At 53.0% G+C, this 18,644-nt stretch carries 14 protein-coding genes; 5 read left to right on the top strand and 9 right to left on the bottom strand.

The genetic code is table 11. The features are described 5' to 3' along the window. Positions 1-45: 45 nt before the first annotated feature. On the bottom strand, positions 46-375 hold the full coding sequence (locus tag VI123_RS19090) for a HalOD1 output domain-containing protein (RefSeq protein WP_336339677.1): 330 nt from the start codon (positions 373-375) through the stop codon (positions 46-48). 638 nt (positions 376-1,013) lie between these two features. Here VI123_RS19090 and VI123_RS19085 point away from each other — a divergent pair. After that, on the top strand, positions 1,014-2,690 hold the full coding sequence (locus VI123_RS19085) for a transposase (protein WP_336339659.1): 1,677 nt from the start codon (positions 1,014-1,016) through the stop codon (positions 2,688-2,690). Positions 2,691-2,954: 264 nt separating this feature from the next. Here VI123_RS19085 and VI123_RS19080 read toward each other — a convergent pair whose 3' ends face one another. The 4 genes from VI123_RS19080 to VI123_RS19065 form a co-directional block, all read right to left on the bottom strand. Continuing rightward, a complete protein-coding gene (locus tag VI123_RS19080) occupies positions 2,955-3,200 on the bottom strand; it encodes a hypothetical protein (RefSeq protein WP_336339658.1) in 246 nt (81 codons plus the stop codon). 43 nt (positions 3,201-3,243) lie between these two features. After that, positions 3,244-3,402, bottom strand: a complete 159-nt coding sequence (locus tag VI123_RS19075) for a hypothetical protein (RefSeq protein ID WP_336339657.1) — start codon at positions 3,400-3,402, stop codon at positions 3,244-3,246. Between the two features lie 158 nt (positions 3,403-3,560). Next, entirely contained in the window at positions 3,561-3,965 is a 405-nt protein-coding gene (locus VI123_RS19070) for a hypothetical protein (protein WP_336339656.1), read from the bottom strand. Beyond that, positions 3,962-4,801 carry a ParA family protein gene (locus VI123_RS19065; protein WP_336339655.1) on the bottom strand — a complete coding sequence of 280 codons (840 nt, stop codon included), beginning with the start codon at positions 4,799-4,801 and terminating at the stop codon, positions 3,962-3,964. Before VI123_RS19065 ends, VI123_RS19070 begins: the two co-directional genes overlap by 4 nt. Before the next feature lie 130 nt (positions 4,802-4,931). Here VI123_RS19065 and VI123_RS19060 point away from each other — a divergent pair, with 130 nt between their 5' ends. Together VI123_RS19060 and VI123_RS19055 are read left to right on the top strand one after the other, a co-directional pair. Next, positions 4,932-5,168 carry a hypothetical protein gene (locus tag VI123_RS19060; RefSeq protein WP_336339654.1) on the top strand — a complete coding sequence of 79 codons (237 nt, stop codon included), beginning with the start codon at positions 4,932-4,934 and terminating at the stop codon, positions 5,166-5,168. A gap of 141 nt (positions 5,169-5,309) precedes the next feature. Continuing rightward, positions 5,310-5,672 (top strand): hypothetical protein, encoded by a 363-nt coding sequence (locus VI123_RS19055; protein WP_336339653.1) that lies wholly within the window; start codon positions 5,310-5,312, stop codon positions 5,670-5,672. Between the two features lie 601 nt (positions 5,673-6,273). On the opposite strand, the gene VI123_RS19050 is transcribed toward VI123_RS19055, so the two are convergent. The 4 genes from VI123_RS19050 to VI123_RS19035 form a co-directional block, all read right to left on the bottom strand. Then, a complete protein-coding gene (locus tag VI123_RS19050; RefSeq protein ID WP_336339652.1) occupies positions 6,274-7,500 on the bottom strand; it encodes an orc1/cdc6 family replication initiation protein in 1,227 nt (408 codons plus the stop codon). 728 nt (positions 7,501-8,228) lie between these two features. Further along, the gene (locus tag VI123_RS19045) at positions 8,229-8,735 is read right to left on the bottom strand and encodes a twitching motility protein PilT (protein ID WP_336339651.1); all 507 of its coding nucleotides are present in this window, start codon (positions 8,733-8,735) and stop codon (positions 8,229-8,231) included. After that, positions 8,732-9,058, bottom strand: coding sequence for a UPF0175 family protein (locus VI123_RS19040; protein WP_014030574.1), 327 nt, complete (start codon positions 9,056-9,058; stop codon positions 8,732-8,734). The genes VI123_RS19045 and VI123_RS19040 overlap by 4 nt, the downstream gene beginning before the upstream one ends. Positions 9,059-9,424: 366 nt before the next feature. Next, positions 9,425-10,273 (bottom strand): hypothetical protein, encoded by an 849-nt coding sequence (locus tag VI123_RS19035; protein ID WP_336339650.1) that lies wholly within the window; start codon positions 10,271-10,273, stop codon positions 9,425-9,427. A 380-nt stretch (positions 10,274-10,653) separates the two neighbouring features. On the opposite strand from VI123_RS19035, the gene VI123_RS19030 reads away from it, so the two are divergent. Both VI123_RS19030 and VI123_RS19025 read left to right on the top strand, forming a co-directional pair. Next, positions 10,654-10,932: a DUF7692 domain-containing protein gene (locus VI123_RS19030; RefSeq protein WP_336339649.1), complete on the top strand. Its 279-nt coding sequence runs from the start codon at positions 10,654-10,656 to the stop codon at positions 10,930-10,932. A 606-nt stretch (positions 10,933-11,538) separates the two neighbouring features. Further along, positions 11,539-18,633 (top strand): VWD domain-containing protein, encoded by a 7,095-nt coding sequence (locus VI123_RS19025; RefSeq protein ID WP_336339648.1) that lies wholly within the window; start codon positions 11,539-11,541, stop codon positions 18,631-18,633. Positions 18,634-18,644 lie beyond the last annotated feature (11 nt).

The raw sequence follows: 18,644 nt of genomic DNA, 5'->3' as shown, positions 1-18,644 counted from the left end.
CGGCTATTGGCTACTCCGTTAGCGGACGCGACTGTCAGCGGATTCTTAATCGCGTTCGTCGCGGAAACGGTCTCCGAGTAACTGGAGCGTGAGATACTCGCCATTGTCGATCGTGATGCAACAATCGCTGTACACGAACGAGAGACGTCCGCCCGTCCGAGGAGTTCCGTCGTACCGCGGGTCGAACAACGAATCTAGCGCAGTCGGATCGACGACGTCCGCCAGTGGTCGCAGGGAACACGGTTTACGGCCTTCGACAGCGCTCACCGCGCGTACGACGGCCGTGCTGACCGATTCCTCCGCCCCGATTTCGTACTCCACAGGTCTGATTCGTGCTCCACGACGAAAAGCCCCGAAGTTTTTCACCCGAATCATCAGAATAAGGTTCACATTGAGGGGCCGAACCCGCGTGTTGGCACACACTCGGGTCGGTGGAGTAGACTGTTTCAGGGGTGGGCGAGTCGGTCAGTACAGCAGTCATACCGAGCGGCTGTTTCAGCTGCTCAATCTTGCACACCGATTTCAATACCTCCGAGTTTCGTCACATTTGGCAGATAGAGGGCTTACGCTACTCCCTCTGAAGGGATTCACCTCTCCGCTTGGTCAATTCTTATTGATTTGAGCGGGTATCATTGTACCACAATTCGGACACTCGTAGGTCTGAGAATCAGCGAGGACGCGGATGAGCCAGTCGTCATTAATGCGACTTTCGTGACTACACCCAGGGCAATAGAGCAACACCTTGCCGATCGGCTGTCGCTCAGTTGTGGAAATAGAGGGCGCCATTCCCTTACCTTCTCTCCAGACAGGGATAACCATGTCGCACTTCAGCCCGAGTGTCGACTCGTCACCGACGGTGGACAATGGACCGGAGACGAAATTGACCAGTTCGCACCCCCTCTGGTAATTCAGCAGGAAGTATCCGAAAGAAACGAAGTCTCTCTGCTGAACTCATCCACTATATTCAGCACACCGTTTGTATCACACTTCGAGGTTTCACATAGCCAGTACTGATGGTTCTAATGTCTGACTCTCGACGTGCCGTCTTTCGGGATATTGCACAGGCTCCGTATACTGAGTGGCCTGCCTACGACTCGACGCCACTCTACAATCGGGGTTCACTCGATGCGCTTCAGGAGGATATCCGAGCGGTTGGGCAGCGGTGGTTCAAACACGACCATCACGGGTCGGTGGAAAACTTTGTATGTCAATACCCACTGGCCTACTTCCGGTTCGCCGCTCACGACCGTTATGGGGGCGCGACACGATACAAGATGAAATCCCTCTTTCGGGTGTTTGTTCTGAAGGAACTCCACGGGTGGGAGCACGAAACAGCACTCGTCGACTACCTCGATCATCGCTCTGACCTCTACGAGCAACTGGCTTTCGAGACGATTCCAGACCAGTCGACGCTGTGGCGCAGCTGGCACGAGCGTTTCACCGCTGACCTCCGAGAGACAGTCGAGACGGCGGCTCGAACAATCCTCATCAAAGCCCAGAATGCAGGTGTCGCGGTTCCACGTGACCCGGAGCGAAAGCTTCGGCACCACGATGACGATCGAGAGGACTCAGACCCCGACGACCAATTAGTCCTAAAACAGGCTGAGGAGATCACTGACCATGTCAGCCACGTCGTCTTCCCCGCGTTCTCGCTCAATCGTGGCGGTGGCTGTGAGATCCACGAGAACGCCTACTGGAGCTTACAGACGTATCTCGGGCTTCGTGAGAACTTGGCCGCCAACGAAGGCGCTCGCAGCTTCGTCCACGAGTCGACGCGGGAGCGGACACCACTCGGGCACGCTCATCGCGACCACATTCGTGATCTCTCTACCGAGCAGATTCGAGAGATGTATCGACAGGCGGTCCGGCAACTCATTGACGAGGTCGCAGAGACAGAGGAGTTCTTCCGCGCAGGAATCGTCGCCATCGACATCACCAAAGCCGATCCCTTCACAGGCGACCGAACCGGCCACGAGGACGAGATCATCGGAACGAAAGAGAACACCGACGAGTACGCCTATCAGTGGGCGACAGTCCAGCTGGTCGGGAACGCAGTCCCGCTCGTCCTTGATGCCCGTCCGGTACGGAAAGGCGAGACTCGCAAAGAGATCGTAGAGGACTTGCTTGATTCTGCCGAGGACCTGGTTCACGTCGATAACGTGCTGATGGACCGAGAATTTGACAGTCAACACGTTTTGGAGATGATTAGCCAGCGGGGACTCTCCTACGTTGTGCCCAAGCGGATGCAGACCAGCGAGAAAGCCCAGGCTAAGCGATTGCTCCAGCGCGACCAGGATCGGTATGAGACCGATCGGAAGCTCCATCTCGGGAAGAACGAGTGGCACAAGACGACGCTGATCTACCGTCGGAAAGAGGACTCAGAGCATGACGATCACCGGCAGTATTCGGTGTTCATGACGAATCGGGGGAGCGGACACCTCACGGAGTACGGCTACCGCTGGGAGATCGAGAGCGGCTACAAGTCCATCAAGCGATTTATGGCCGCGACGACATCGAAGGATTTCGTACTTCGGTTTTTCTACTTCGCGTTCGCGTGTCTGTTGTGCTCCATCTGGCGAGCAGTCGATCTGCTGGTACAGGTCGAGCTGACCGGTGAGTACGAACACTCGCCGCTGGTGACGGCGGACAACACACTGACGCTGCTGAAGAAGGAGACTGGAATCGGGTAGAAAGCCACTCAGTCCGACCGACCACCGTTTTCTCAGTGGCGACGCTGGGTGCAGCCCCGGGGAATCCCGGATTGGTTTCTAATATAACAAGAATGGGTGCTCAAGAGACGATCTGAAGTAGTTTCTACTCACATATTCGTCCGAAACCACGCATCACTGCCCCGCTAACCTCGGTGTAGTCTCAACTTCTTTCCATAGATTCTTTCTGACAGGAATAGGCTCTAGAGATGGTCAGACAGTCGAAAATCGATTTTCCGGTTATATCTACTCGGTCTTGGCGCTCAATGAGACATCTGCAATAGTCTCCTCATTCTCCACATCAGTAGATTCTAATTCGATTTGGTACCCATCAAAATCTCTAACCAATTGAAGTAGCTTTTGGGTGAATTCGTTTTCCAGTTCACCAACTGCTGTTATGGGTATTTCCTGATGGGCTTCAATTTCAACAGTAGTTTCTATTGTTCGTTTATCTTTTATAATATCGTCCGGCGTTATTGACTCATCTGACATTACAAGCCATTATTCAAGATATGCGAACTAATAACAGTGGCAATTAATCCCGAGACGTAATCTCGCCCGGGTGCGGAACGCGTTCGGCGTCGTCAGTGAGGCGGTAGCGCTCGCCCTGATCCTCGACCAGTCCGTCGTCAACGAGGTCCTCCAGCGCGCCCTGGACTTCCTCCGGCGAGCGGTCAGTGTGTGCGACGGCCACCGTGAACAGTGAGCGGCGACTCGTCCACTCGCCCTAGTACTCGTTGTCCTGTGCGAGCAGCGTGTTCAGCACGCGGCGTTTGGTCTTGTTCATTTTGTTTTGGTGTCTTGTATACAATATACAGATACAGGATGCAGATACAATATGGGTATTAGAGATTAAAATTCGATATCTTGATTCTGCTGGTATATCTTGAATCCAGATTTCCCGGATTCAAGCAGATCCGGCCTAACTTCTTGTAGGCCAACACGAACAAGCATTGCAAGGACTGGGCCGCGTGATTCATCGTCTCGGGGCGTCCTGTCGAGTCGGTCGCGAACGTCAGCACCGAGATCGTCAAGTTGTCCGGTCGACTCCAGGGCCCGCATCAGCGCTGCGAGCGATTCGTCTCTCATCGTGAGGTTGTGCGGAACCTCACCGTCGTCGATGGCCTGGTAGTAGTTCGCTATCTCTTGTTCGAGTGATGGCCCCTCACCATCCTCCGGGGATGATGGTTCACTGGTGTGGCGTTTCTGTTCTTTGGACTGGGCAAGTAGCTCCTCGGGGTCTTTATCATCAGTCATCGTTCGGTGAGGGTGTCGAGTAGTTGTTCGGTGTTCGCGGTGTACGATTCACGGGCACGCTCGCCTGTCGAGTACAGCTCGTCATCGGGGACGGCGTAGAGCGTGCGGCCCTCGTCCTGGTTGTTGCCGATGTCGGCGGTTTTCGTGACAGGGTGGCCGACGACCTCAGGGAACTCTTCGCGCACGTACGCGACGAACTCTTCGGAGAGGTTCTCGCTTTGGTTGATGATTGTGGGGATGACCAGCGTCAGGCCGAGGTCCACGTCGAGGTCGTCGCTGATTTCGTCGAGCGTCGCGTCGAGCTTGCGGAGCTGGTCGCGCTCGAACGCGCCGGGCTTCAGTGGCGCGACGACATCGCGGGCCGCGAAGAGCCCGTTGAGGGCGATGTTGTCCTCCTTCCCGGGGAGGTCGAAGATGACGAGGTCGTACTCGGGCGCGACGAGGTCGTCGACGAAGTCGTCGAGCTTGTCGAAGCGGTCCTCCAGGGGGACGTTGGCGAGGTTGTTGTCGGCGCCGCCGAGGCCTGGGTCGGCGGGGATCAGGTCGGGGCCCTCGTCCGTGTCGAAGGTCATGCGGTCGAGTAAGTCGTCGACGTTGTCCTTGAGGAACTCCCAGTCGTCGCCGAAGACTGCGGAGATCGGCGCGTCGATCCGTTCGGCGTCCTCGCCGAGATCGAGGCCGAAGTGCGTCGCGAGGTCGTTCTGTGTTCCAGCGAGGTCAACCAACAGGACGTTTTCGCCCTGTTCGTGCGCTGCAACGGCGATATGGGCCGCGCTGGTCGTCTTTCCAACGCCGCCTTTTTCGACATACGTGGCCGCTCGTTTCACCGATACCATATACAGATACTGTATACATATCCGAGATACAAATAAGTATGTCAGACACTGATTCGATATTCGTACGAATATAGTTGCAATATGCAGGGTAAGCGAACGTTCTTAAGTGTCAACGCCTAACCCCGCCAGCGTGGCACACAACCACACGACGCTGCGAGAGATTGAAGGCTACGTCGATAACGGCAGTCAGCAGTCCGAACTCCCGATCGATATCAACGTCGGAACCGAATCACAGACAGTCACTCTCGAAGCTATTGTTCGAAAGCCCCTCGCGTACGACGAGACAATGGGCGCGAAGTTAGACATCGAAGAGGCTAGAGCCCTACGCGATACGCTGGAGGAAGTCCTGGGCGACATCGACGCCTAAGCTAATAAGTCGCCAAACGGTAATAGCGGCGTTCTTTTCGGCTGTTACACATGAAACAGTGGGGTGTGCGAACACATCGATAGTGGCGGGTTCGGCCTAACCAACACAAACCCTATTATTCTGGATTGTGTTGGTTAGCGTGTGAGCGACGAAGAATACGCCCACCAAGCCCTGTCGGCGCTGAAGCGGATCGACGCCGAGGCCCTCGGCCAAGACGATCGCGACGCGTACGAACAGGCGGTCGCCGCCGTCAGCGAGCTGGCTGTGGCGCTCGGAGCAAGCGAGACGGACGACGCGGTCGCCGTCGAGGCGCCCGAGGAGTGCGAAGACGACGAGGACGACTGGGAGGAGAAGATAGACGACGCGTACGAGCAGGCAGAGATCGCACGCTCGAAGGGGACGCTGACGACGAAGACAATCGACGATCGGGAGTACTACTACCTCCAGTGGCGCGACGGAGAGAAAGTTAAGAGCCAGTACGTGGCGCCGGTCAGCCCAGCGTAGGGATGTTACTCCGGAAACAGTGGTGTATGTGAACACTCAAACTAGGATGAGCAAACTAACCAACGCAACACCTGAAACCAATCCACGTGTTGATTATCGCCAGAAAGGCAAGGTCTCCAAGAGCGGTATTGTCGAGAGACGAGAGAAAACGCGCTGAACCAAGGGCCTTGGTGCTACCGCTGGGCAGCACCTGCCGCGGCGCCGGCACAGCTCTCAGCAGGGGACAGGGCGTGAGCCCTATTCGTATAGATAGCTTCAATCCCACATGGGTTCGTCTGAAACGACAGTGTTGGTGAATGCCACGATAAGAGCCCAGAGTCATCTCACCGATCTCTGTTCTTGACCTTGAGGCAGGCGTAGCCAAGCAAGAGTTTGCGGGCGTCCGTCTTTTCTCGCGGACTGATACCGTGATACTTAGCGGCGCTATTCATTGTGGCAGGAGCCAGTTCTGGTGAGGACACACCATCGTTACAAGTGAACCACCTGCCGTCGGACACACCACTGTTGCAAGTGAAACGTCTTCCGTCAGACACACCACTCTTTCAAGTGAAGAACGTTGCCAGTCTTAATTCGTACTTTCACTTGAAACGGTGGTGTCCCCTCATCCAACCTTGTTCATGGCGGCAATGTCACGGATTGTCTCGATCTCTGTTGTCAATCGAAGGACGTCTGACATCGCCTCAACAGCACTTGTAAACGGAACGTCAACCTCGTAATTGTAGTAGTTCCCACGAGAACCGCTTCGATTTTCATGCGCTGAGAGGATGCCTAACATTCGCAGGTCTGAAAGGTGGTTATGAAGCGACCGCTGGCCTAACGCATCGGTTTCAGACGACTCACAGAGTGACCGATACTCCTCATAGAGGTCACGAGTCCGACAGGGCGTTTCCTCTTTGGCTGCTTTCGACACAACTGCCAAAAGAGCTAGACGGCCATGCGTGGTCAACTCGCGCATTCCCTCTTCGACCCGTTCTTGTTCGAGTTGTGAGCGGGCATCCTCGATGTGCTCTTCCCTGATCATCTCAGCTTCCCGGTTTTCCGCGATTTCACCACCTAACCGAAGGAGATCAAGGGCCTGCCGGGCACTGCCACTGTCTCTTGCCGCGAGGGCAGCACACAACTGCAACACACCAGTATCGGTTGACCCATCTGTGACAGCGACTTCGACACGTGATTCGAGGATGTTTTTCAGTTCTGTCGCATCGTATGGGGGGAACTGGAGTTCCCGCTCACAGAGTGTGTCCTGAACACGGGGGTCGAGCTGGTCGCGAAATTTGAAATCATTGCTGATGCCAATAACGCCGACCTTTGCCGACTCGAGATTCCCATTGGCCCTGGCTCGAGGGAGCTCATAGAGTAGCTCATCCCGATCACCGATTGAATCGACCTCATCAAGCACGATGAGAATGGTCCCACCAATGGCCTCAAGCTCCTGATAGAGCTTTTTAAACACAGTTTGCTGTGGATACCCGGTTGAACTGATCTCGCCACCGGACGGTCGGAGTTCATTTACGAGTTCCACAGCGACCTGATACGAGGAATTGAGCGTTTTACAATTGAGGGAGATGATGGAGAGGTTGATATCATCGTATGCAGCGACGTCGTCTTGGAGTCTGTCGAGAAGGAAGTCAGTGACGGCCGTTTTTCCGACACCGGTATTCCCGTAAAGAAAGATGTTGTTTGGCTCCCACCCGTCGATTACTGGCTGGAGAGCGTTCATATACTCCTCAATTTCTTCATCCCGTTCCTCAATCCGTTCCGGTTGGTAGGACTCCCCCAGGGCGTCTTTATTCCGGAAGATATTCTGCTTCCGCTCGAACCGACGCATAGGCAATCTTTCACAAGAGGTGTATATAAAACCACCTCTGCATCTGTTTCAAGTGAAGGCACTCACACACACCACTGTTTCGAGTGAAGAACTAGAGTAGAGTAATTACTAGAACAACAGTCCACTATTTCATCTAAAGCGTTGACACTATTCTAATAGGTCAAAATACTGGTTCAGATGGTAACGGTCTTGTACTTCTGTCAATCACCGATTCGTGATAGTTGACTGACTGCCGGAGTTCGACAGGGGTCTCCGCCGTTCACCAGCTTCACGTGAAAGAGTGGTGTGTCTCTCTTCCGGGTTCCCCGGCTTCACCCCGACACCGACTCCAGACTAACCAACAGTCTGCCCCGAAACCGACGATTTGTTGGTTAGCACATTTGTTGGGGTAGTTAGTGAACGACTTGCCCAGTTCGTGGTAGACTGGGATGGTCTTGCGCTGCACGCTGCCGAAACCGCCATTGGGTCGTTGTTGCGTTCGCTGAGAATAGAGTCGGCATCGCCAACAACGCGATCGCCGTCGACGCGGCCGAGCAATGGGCTGACGACGCAGACGGGTAGGATAGGAAGACCGATCAACCCTACGAGCAGGCCAAGATTTCACGGTCGAAGAGAACGCTGACAGTGACAATTATCGACGATTGAGAGAATAACTACCGCAACTCGAACCTAGCCACCGCCCAGATCTGCACTAAGCGTGATCGGGATATCAGTCGTTCATGCTGACGCTATTCGTCGAGGAACACATCGAGATCCCGAGCGGGTGAGTGAAACCCAGCCTCGTCGATCCAGCGTTTAAGATACGTGTCTGCGGTCGTTGCTGTAATTCGATCATCCTCAACAGAACGGACAAGCAACCCAATCGAGCCAGTTAGTTCGATGCCCCGGTGATTCGCAGTCGCACGTGCATCACCATCATCGGTGATCACCGTTCCAGCAACGTCGTCTGCAACTGCCAGTGCTTGAGCCTCACCTGGGTCAAGCGTTTCCAAGAGAGACTGCTCGATTTGGTGTGCCTCCGCTGATGGCTCAACGACAGGAATATCTCCTTCAAGCGCAGTTAATGCGTGTTCGAGATAGCGATGTGTTTCAACTCCTTCGGTGAGTTCCATCTGGACAGCAGGAACCGTGACGAGTCGTGGCAGGTCCGCTATGAGTTCGATATGATCCACCTGCGCGAAGTTCGATAGAACAGTTGTATTGGGAACGGTCGCGTTAGCAGGCGCACCTGTCATTCGAGATTCCGAGCCACGTCTATTTCATCGCGTGCGGCGTCCATGTCCTCCGGTCCAAATCGAAGTTCAACACCCTCCTCACGAAGGATGTCTCGCATCTCGAAGCGGTTAAACCCAGCAAGCCGAGCAGCAGTCCCGAGCGTAATTCGCTCCTCTTCATACAATGAGACAGCAGCCGCAACCCGTGCATTCTCGTGTTCCTCGAAGTATTCCCGGAGTACATGGCGGATTGCGTCGCTCTTATTTTCGAAGATGCCCGCTTTGACCGCCCCCTCCATGAGGTCCGTTAGATCATCCGGAATGGTGGCAGTGGTTCGAGACATGGCTTACTAGCTTCTAACTCTGCATACATTATATGAATTGCGGCGGAGTGCCAGTGAGCCTATCATTGCGAGCACGAGACCCATGCGACATCAGTTAGACCAAGATCTGGTTGTGTACCGACTTGTTGCACAAGTCGTAACAAACCTCCCAATTTACACTCGAAACCTGGTGTGTGGCTGGCGGTATCGGTAGTCTGGGTAACGGTTACTTGACTAATCGTAACAGAATGGTCTGGCAACGTTCCCAGACCCAACTCTGGCACAATCTGGTCAAACAGCTATTGGACAGGTGATAGTGTCAGCCGTTAACGTGCAAGAGACAACCCGCGTGTCCATCAACACGAATTGATTCGATCCGAGGGGAAATTAGCGAGTTTCCATCCGGATATACAGGAGAAGTATAGCGATCAGATACAGCGCCATCCCTCCGACGACGCCCCACGTTAGTACGTTCGATGGGTCGAAGTTGGTCCAAACACGGACGACACCGATCAGGACCATCGTGAAGCCAAGTATTTGACTTTGGACCAGTATTCTGGCGGCGCTCCAGCGCGGGTCGAGCACGACGACGCCGTTAACGACGCCAAAGAGCGCAAACCATCCAGCTAAAATTCGCGCCGTGAAGGGGGAGACGGTCCATGGCCACACACCTACCATGAGTTCCGGGTCAACAAACAGGGCGACGGAACTGACAGTGACGATAACTCCTAAAGCACCACCGAGCATCCGCACCGCTTGTGGAAGAAGGAGCTCGCCTCTGTCTAGTTCCTCAGGTTCGGTTCGTCGATTGAGTGCCCAAATAGCTGGAATGAGGACGGGAGTGACTGCGTAGAGGAAAACCCAGAGATCGAACGTGAAGTGACTCTGGTTGAAGTTTTCCCAGTGGAGCACAGTGGCGATAGCCATCAACCACGTGAATGTGGCGATCCCGAGGAAGACCGGGGCGACCGTGTGCCACTCGTCAACGGCGGAAACCCGATAAAAGAAATACACGCCAGCCCCGTAGCCTGCGCCCATTATGATTGGCGTCATCTCGGGTCGGATAGTCCACGCGAAGTACGTAGTGGTCTGATCGGGCAGTCCGTAGAGGACCAGAAACGCCGCAGCTAGAAACGGGATAATGAAGCGTGCGACCCATCGGGTGATCGGAAGGACCTGCCCGTCACGGGCTGAGGTACCCATCCACCTTCGAAGAATTGCCTTCTGTGCAGTCATTGTTACCACTTGACACAGTTGAATTCAGCGCTCGAGACTATATCTGTTCCCCATTTGACGGATGCCACTCTATATTTTGCACTGGCTCACCTACCAATGAACAGGCAGATACCGCTGTTCCAGTGTGTTCGATGAGAGTCTCGTAGTTGCCAGAAAGTTATTCGACGGGGTTCGGCGCGACTACACGGGGTTGCACGTCTACGAAATCGCTTCGACCAATATGAACACGACCGCTGAAATCTCGTGTTCATATTCACACCTGGGCCGTCACTCAAGCCGCCTGTACTATAATCTACCAAACACTTCACCCTACTTTACCAGCGAAATAGCGGTTTGACCTGGGCGAAATAACTAGGTTTCTGGGGGCCGTGTTCACGAACATGGACGACGACATACCCCAGAGTGTTCGGATTCGGACAGGCGAAGGCAACGAGTATCGGTATCACGCCGTGGAAGAGGCCGCAGAGTTCTACGATTGTAACCGGAGTGACGCCGTGGCCTATGCTTGCGACAATGTACCCACACTGGCAAGCGCCGTCGAGACAGTCCTTGCCCGTGACGATCTGACACCGGCACAGAAACAAGAGATTGCACAAGAGTTCTCCGTCCGTGGGTTAGAGTTCGACGTTAGCGAGCAGGTCAGTGTTAATCAGGGTTAGCTGCAGAAGTGGCATATAATCATTAACTCAGTCGGACCCCCATGGGAGGGGGGCGCTCCCGATCTCGTTCGCTTATCGTGAAGGTAAGAGTTGTGTTACTGCACCAAATTAGTGGTGACGTCAGGAGTCTCGCGAGGAACATCGCGTATAATGAATAGGAGGAATGATACTGTCGGCTGTAAGTCTGTAACGAATTTCGCCGCCCCGGGTGGCGTATATCTTACAATAGTTACAGCCAACAGTATGAGCCTTAGAAGTTCGACATGAGCAATACAGATATATATGGTCAGAATGATTTTATTTTCATATTCCGTATAAGTAACGAATACTTGTCAATAATAAATTAGCTCTTGTTCAGGGCCATATACTGATTATAATCTACTGCGCCAGTCCCGCTATAATGATGTCTCGCTAACAATTATGTGACTATGAGTTTATGACGTGAATTTGCTGTAAGTAAAGTAAGATATATTAATACACAATCATCCATTGAAGTCTTGGCCAAATAAGGAACGCTGAAATTACCGATTTCCACCACCTGAGTAACTCTAGGCAAAATACAATAACGGATTAATAACAATATATTAAACACATCAGATTAATCTCATGACATATAGGTATAGAATCAAAGGTGGGTTAGCTACCTTACTTATAGCTATACTAGTTGTATCCCAGACGGCGGTCATCGCTTCGGCTGCACCTACAATCTCTACGGATGACCGTGCAGTCGTCAACGATCTCACAACTACCTCATCGGTGGCTGATATATCAGATGACTGTTCAAGTGCCGCACTTGTGGATGCAACGGGGGCGCAGAATGGTACTATGGATTCAGGAGAAGATACAGATGCATTCAAAATTTCGTTGGAGGAAGGCGATCACATAGACCTGGACGCGAACGCTGCCATTCAAGAGGAAGATTTCGAGATGCGTATTAGTGTGGTTAATGATGGGCGGTTTTCAGTAAAGAACGTCTCCAATGCTGCGGGGGGAGCAACCGAAACTACTGTTGAAAGAATCGACGAAATTAACGGTGGTATTACAGCTAGCTTGGAGGTTTGGGCCGAAACGGATACCACACTCTGTTTTCGAATCTCAGATAACGATGATGCAGACACGCCGTACAACTGGAATATAACTACTGATGCTAAACCGGGTCAGACCCCTGATAACTACCCCGACTCTGATTCTGAGGCATCTGTCGTTTCTCCAAACAGTACACAAACTGGTACTCTTGGAACACCTGGTGACGTGGATCGTTTCAAAGTTCAACTCTCAGAAGGCGACAGAGTCAATATGAACGCGTTGGCATCTGTTGCGGAAGACGATTTCGAGATTACTGTCGAGTCGGTTAACGACGGGCAGTTCTCTATAAAAAACGTCTCTAATGCTGATGGAGCAGCAACTGCTGAATCCTTCCAGAGTATCGATCAAATCGAAGGAGGTATTCCGGCCGACTGGGAGGTTTGGGCCGAAACAGACGGAACGTTCATAATTACCGTTGACGACCGCCGCGATGCCACCGTTCCCTATGAGTGGAGTGTGTCAATGAATAAAGACACACCGCCTCCATCTGACGATTATCCTGACTCTGAAGATAATGTCCCTGTTGTCTCTCCAAACAGTACACAGAACGGTGTTATTGGAACACCTGACGATTTGGATCGCTTCAAGATTCTACTCTCTAAAGGTGACAGAGTCAAGATTGACGCGATAGCACCTGAAGCAGAAGACGATTTCGAGATTACTGTCGAGTCGGTCAACGACGGACAGTTCTCTATAAAAAACGTCTCTAATGCTGATGGAGCAACAACTGCTGATACTTTCCAGAGCATCGATCAAATCGAAGGAGGTATTCCGGCCGACTGGGAGGTTTGGGCCGAAACAGACGGAGCATTCATAATAACCGTTAACGACCGGCGGGATGCCACCGTTCCTTATGAGTGGAGTGTATCAATGAATAAAGATACACCGTCTCCGTCTGACGATTATCCTGACTCTGAAGATAGTGCCCCTGTTGTCTCTCCAAACAGTACACAGAACGGTGTTATTGGAACACCTGACGATTTGGATCGCTTCAAGATTCTACTCTCTAAAGGTGACAGAGTCAATATGGACGCGGTAGCACCTGTAGCAGAAGATGATTTCGAGATTTCTGTCGAGTCGGTCAACGACGGACAGTTCTCTATAAAAAACGTCTCTAATGCTGATGGAGCAACAACTGCTGATACTTTCCAGAGCATCGATCAAATCGAAGGGGGAATTCCGGCCAACTGGGAGATCCAAGCCGAAACGGACGGAGCGTTCATAATAACCGTTAACGACCGGCGGGATGCCACCGTTCCCTATGAGTGGCAAATTAGGATGCAACGAAACGCACCACTCACAGATCAGTCCTCACCAACTGCCGCGTTCTCAGTCACAACTCAGGATCTAACGACAGGCACCCAGATTACATTTGATGCATCGGGTTCATCGGATGGATCAGTCCGCTCGTATGACTGGGATTTCAATAGAGACGGAGAACCCGAAAGTACAGGCGAACGGACGACGCGGTCATTCGACAGTCCCGGTCAGTACGATGTGAATTTGACCGTGACCGACAACAATGGAGTGACTGATTCAGTTACAAAAACAATCACCATTTCGGAACCAGCGCAGGACATTACCGTATCAGTTGACGCAGGCCCAGATGGCAAAATCGAGATCGGGGAGGAGGTGCAATTCGAAGCGGAACCTGCTGGAGTGCCTGATGACGTTACAGTCAACAGATATGTCTGGGATTTCGGTAACTATTCTGAGGAGAATGACACGAATGCTAGGTACACTTTTGTCCAATCTGGAACCTACACCGTCTCTGTCACTATGTTGAGTGACGACGGGTCTCGATATAAATCCCAGTACAACGGGACAACCAACGTGACTGTGGAACCGACATTTGCTGATGTCCCGCCACTCGGTAATGGATTTAGCACTCAGAACAGCGATGTCCGCAGAATTGCTCTTTCTGAGGGCCAGTCTATCGGGTTGGCTGGGACTGGGAATGTTGACGTAAGTGGTGAAGTTCTCCTCTATGATTCAAATGGAAGTTTAATCCAATCCGAAGTTGTGGCCGGAAGGGGGAACCTCTTTGGCACAACTGTCCAGCAAAATGGGACCTACTACGTTGCTGTGAATAATTTAAGAAACAGCCCTCGAACAGGGGTCGGTACTACCCGTGTGACACCTTATATTTATGACTCAGAGTCGTTTGAGCCGAATCAAAATCAATCGACAGCGACTCGATTAGAGTCGGGTGATACAGTCACAGGCTTAACACTCACAGACAACGACCCAGTTGATTGGTACGCTGTCACTGTTGATGGCCCGGCAGTCATCAACGCTTCTAGTCGAGTGATGTTGCCTGACACTAATCAGGCATCAGCTGGTCATTTGGGCCTCCAAATCTATGATGCTGCTGGCAATCCAGTCGGGGAGATCGGCAGAGAGCTCCCGACTACAGCACCAGATTACAATTACAACGAGTCGACATTTGAGCTCACGCCATATCTTTCTCCCGAACAACAGGCCCGGGTGAGCCAAGCGGGAACATATTACATTCGCGCAAAGGGGCTTGAAAACGTTAGATCAGAGTCATTCAACGGCGTAACTGAGTACAACCTCACCGTCACCACGAGTCGGACGGATACAGCCGACGAGCCAGACTTCCAAGTGACTGGTGTGACAGCACCCAGCAGCGCTAGCGTTGGGAGCCCAATCACGTATACTGCTGAAGTCACCAATACCGGTGACCAACAGGGTACACAGAACGTTACTGCCAACTTCGCTGGTGAAGAAGTTGGATCACGGGCGATCACATTGGATGCTGGCGAAACTAGAACGCTTGCATTCACAACGGCGGCAGATACGCCGGGTCCACGTAGTGCTGCGGTGTCGACCGATGACGATGTTGAACAGGCGACTGTTGAGGTCGTCGGTCAAGAATTCATCAGCGGTCAAAGCACTGGTGACCCGCACATCACCACCTTCGGCGGTGCCTCCTACGAGTTCATGGCTGCTGGTGACTTCGTCTTGGCGCGTGAACCACAGGGTGACCTGTTGGTCGTGGCTCGACAAGTGCCGGTTGGAGACTCGGTTTCAAACAACAATGCAACCGCCACCATTGTCGGTGACTCCACAGTAATTATCCGTGCAGAGTCCAGCACGCCGGTTTCGGTTGATGGCCAACCAGTTTCAGTCGACAGTGGTGAAAGCGTGGCCGTGGCCGACGGAGCGGGGAAAATCACCCGACAGGGGAACACCTATACCGTCTACTACGCCGGCGATGACGGTCAAGCCACCACGAGCGATGAGCATCTCACCGCCAACATTGTTGGCGACCGCCTAGATCTTGAACTCTCATTACATCCTGACCGCGCGAACGCGGTTGAGGGACTGCTCGGGGATACCGACAGTGACGCGGGTGACGACATCGCGTTCAACAACGGCACTGCTCTTGACCGACCCCTTGACTCTGGCAAGCTGTACGGTGCGTTCCGTTCAGATTGGCGGGCTACCGGTGACGAAAACCTGTTCGCAGAGGACTACTACGTCGATACGTTCCCCGAGGAAACCGTCACCGTTGACGACCTCTCTGAAGAGGAACGAACTCGTGCGGAGGAAGCGCTTGCGGACAGCTGTCTCACACCTGGGACACCGCAATATCGAGACGCGTTGCTCGATGTCGCTCTGACTGACGACTCATCTTATATTGCCTCTGCATGTCAGGTTGATCGTGATAATATCATAGACGCAACAGAAGCAACTGCCCCGTCTAATCCAAGTGAACCCGGAATCCATCTTGAGTTGCCTACGAAAACGAGAAACGGCAATGTGGTCTTTGCTGGCTATCTCGTCTCCAATGAAGGGGAAGGGATAGCAGACGAGACCGTGACAATTTATGACAAGGATGGGCCTTTAGACGACTTAGATGGAGACCCTAATAAGGTCACTGAAGCGACCACCGACAAAAACGGTCGCTTCGAGGTAGAGTGGTCCCCACGCCAGTTTGGTGGTTCGGACGATGTGGAAGTATTCGCAGAATACGCGGGCAGCGAGATGTATGAGCCCCACACAACCTTGGAGGAGAATCCGTATCTTATTCAGGTGAATCCAAATCTTCGTCCGTTTGATTACAAAGTGAGAGTAGTCCCATCGACCGATACAGTAACTCAGGGGACGCCTGCCAGATATCACATCGTCGTGTACGTGCCAAACGGGTTCGAGTCAGACCCTCCTAAAGATATGCCAGAGGTATCTCTCGAAGTAAAGGGACTGGAAGAGGACCAGTATAGTCTTTCGCAGTCATCACAGAATCTGCTCTATACTGTTCCGCTGACTCTCGGTACAGTCCGGGGGAACGCATATATATCTACATTGACTATCGAAACGGAGCAGCTGAATACCGGGAATCATACATTTAAGATTAGAGGCCACACTAAGTCCGGGGATATTGTCCGAGAAAGTGGAGATAGTGTGGAAGTTGTTTCAAATTCCAAGGACGGTGCGCGGACGATCGCGTATCAATCACTCAGTACTAAAATCAGACCAGGATGGTGGTTAGACCAGTCTATGATCCCAGTAATTGCTCAAACTGGCATTGAGGATCCAGTACGATATAGTCTTGAAACATCGAAAGGAATGATTGAGGATGCCCTCAATGGAGAAATTACTGCTGGACTCAAGCCGCTGATCGAAATCGGAATCAACCGAGTACTCCCACTACTAAATTCAGTCGATCGGGCACAGACTGGAGCGTTACTGTCTGAGTCAGCAAACAGAGCCAACGTCAATCCAACCCAACTCAGCCAGTCGGTTAAGTCGATTCCAGATGATCTTGAGGATGGGAACGAACAGCAAGCTCGGGGGAAAATACGATACGCGCTTGACGATGTCCGCAGATGGAGAGCCGAACTCGAAGATATGGAGGTGGCCGAAGACAAAGAAGGAAGTAAACGAATAGCTCTCAGTCAGTTGGAAGCACTGGAAGAATTCTTAGAGGGGGAATCGGAACGTCTGGGGATGACTGATGAGCCTAGACAAGAAATCCCCTTATCACCGAGTGCCAGTACACCCGGAATGTCCACTGGCGACCCGCACCTCTCAACGTTCGACGGTGTGGGCTACGACTTCCAGGCCGCTGGCGAGTTCGTTCTCGCACGTGACACCGACGGCAGTCCGCGGATCCAAGCCAGATTCCAACCAGTCAGCGACCGTGACGTGAGCCAAACCACGGCCGTTGCAACGGAACTAGATGGCCAGCAGATTACCATTGACGCCCGTGATGAGCAGATGCTGACGGTCAACGGTACGACGCAGACGCTCGAGATCGGTGAGTCGCTGACTGTGGGTGACGGTGAAATATTCCGGACACCGCAGAAGTACATCGTGGTCTATCCCGGTGAAGATGACGAGGTTAATGACGGTGACTCACGGCTTGAGGCGACCATATTTGATGACCGGATGGATGTGGTGGTCAAACCGAATCGGAACGCGGTCGACTCCATGAGCGGTCTGCTAGGGAGCCCCGACGGTAGCGCCGAAAACGACCTTGCTCGCGCAGATGGCACGACACTGTCAACCTCTCCGTCATTTGACGCACTGTACGGACAGTACCGCGACGACTGGCGCGTGACGGCCGACACTTCGCTGTTCGACTATGACGACGGCGAGAGCACGGCTGGGTTCTACGACCCTGATTATCCCTCTGAGCAAGTGACTATCGACGACCTGCCAGCAGGCGAGCGCGAGGAGGCCATCCAAATCGCCACGAACGCAGGGCTCGAACCAGGGACTACGGAGTTCCACGATGCCGTGCTCGATTACGCGCTCACCGGTGATCGGTCGTATGTCGCCTCTGCGACGTTGGCAACAAGCGAATCGAACGTGACGACCGACGCGACGCCACCCGAGACGGCCCTGACAGAACCGAGTCTGACGGTGACAACAGAGAACCGCGTCATCAGTCGGAACCAGTCACTCTCGGTATCTGTCGCAGCCGATCATCCCAACCCCGGCGAAGCCACGGTCTTGGTATCTAACGGGAGTAGCATCGTGTTCGAAGAGGACGTGCCGGAGGCGTTCACGAGTGAGCAGGAAGTCACGTGGAACACGACTCTCGATGGACAGTCCGTGGATGACGGGGTCTACACACTCGGTGTTGTGACGACTTCTGAAAGCGGCGTCAGAAACGTCACGACCCAAGGGCTGCTCATCGATAACTCGGCTCCATCCGTGAGCGTGGAAACGGCGAATACCACTGTAGATTCGGATGTGAACAGCACGGAAGTCACATTCAGCTACAATGATACAGAGTCGGGCATCGATCCTGATTCGGTCGTAATCACTGAGGATGGAACTGACGTCACCGGAGAGGCTCAAATCAATGCCAACAATGCTAGTTACCAACTCACCGGCTTGGAGCAAAGTGAGAACCGCACGATCGAGATACAGGTAGCGAACAATGCCAGTGTAACATCAACTCAATCGGTAACTATCACCGTCGCTGACGGATTCAACGTCGCCCAATATGACCGTAATGACGATGGTCAAATTGGCTTCGACGAGCTTCGGTTCGCCTTGCGTGAGTTCAACAACGGTGCCATCACATTCGACCAATTCCGGCGCGTTCTTCAGGCGTTCAACACAGGAGCCGCCGTCTAAAGAATCTAAAA

Source organism: Haloarcula sp. DT43, from assembly GCF_037078405.1.
Taxonomy (GTDB): Archaea; Halobacteriota; Halobacteria; order Halobacteriales; family Haloarculaceae; genus Haloarcula; species Haloarcula brevis.
The sequence above is the reverse complement of the archived record's forward strand: the minus strand, read 5'-3'. Positions and strand labels throughout refer to the sequence as shown.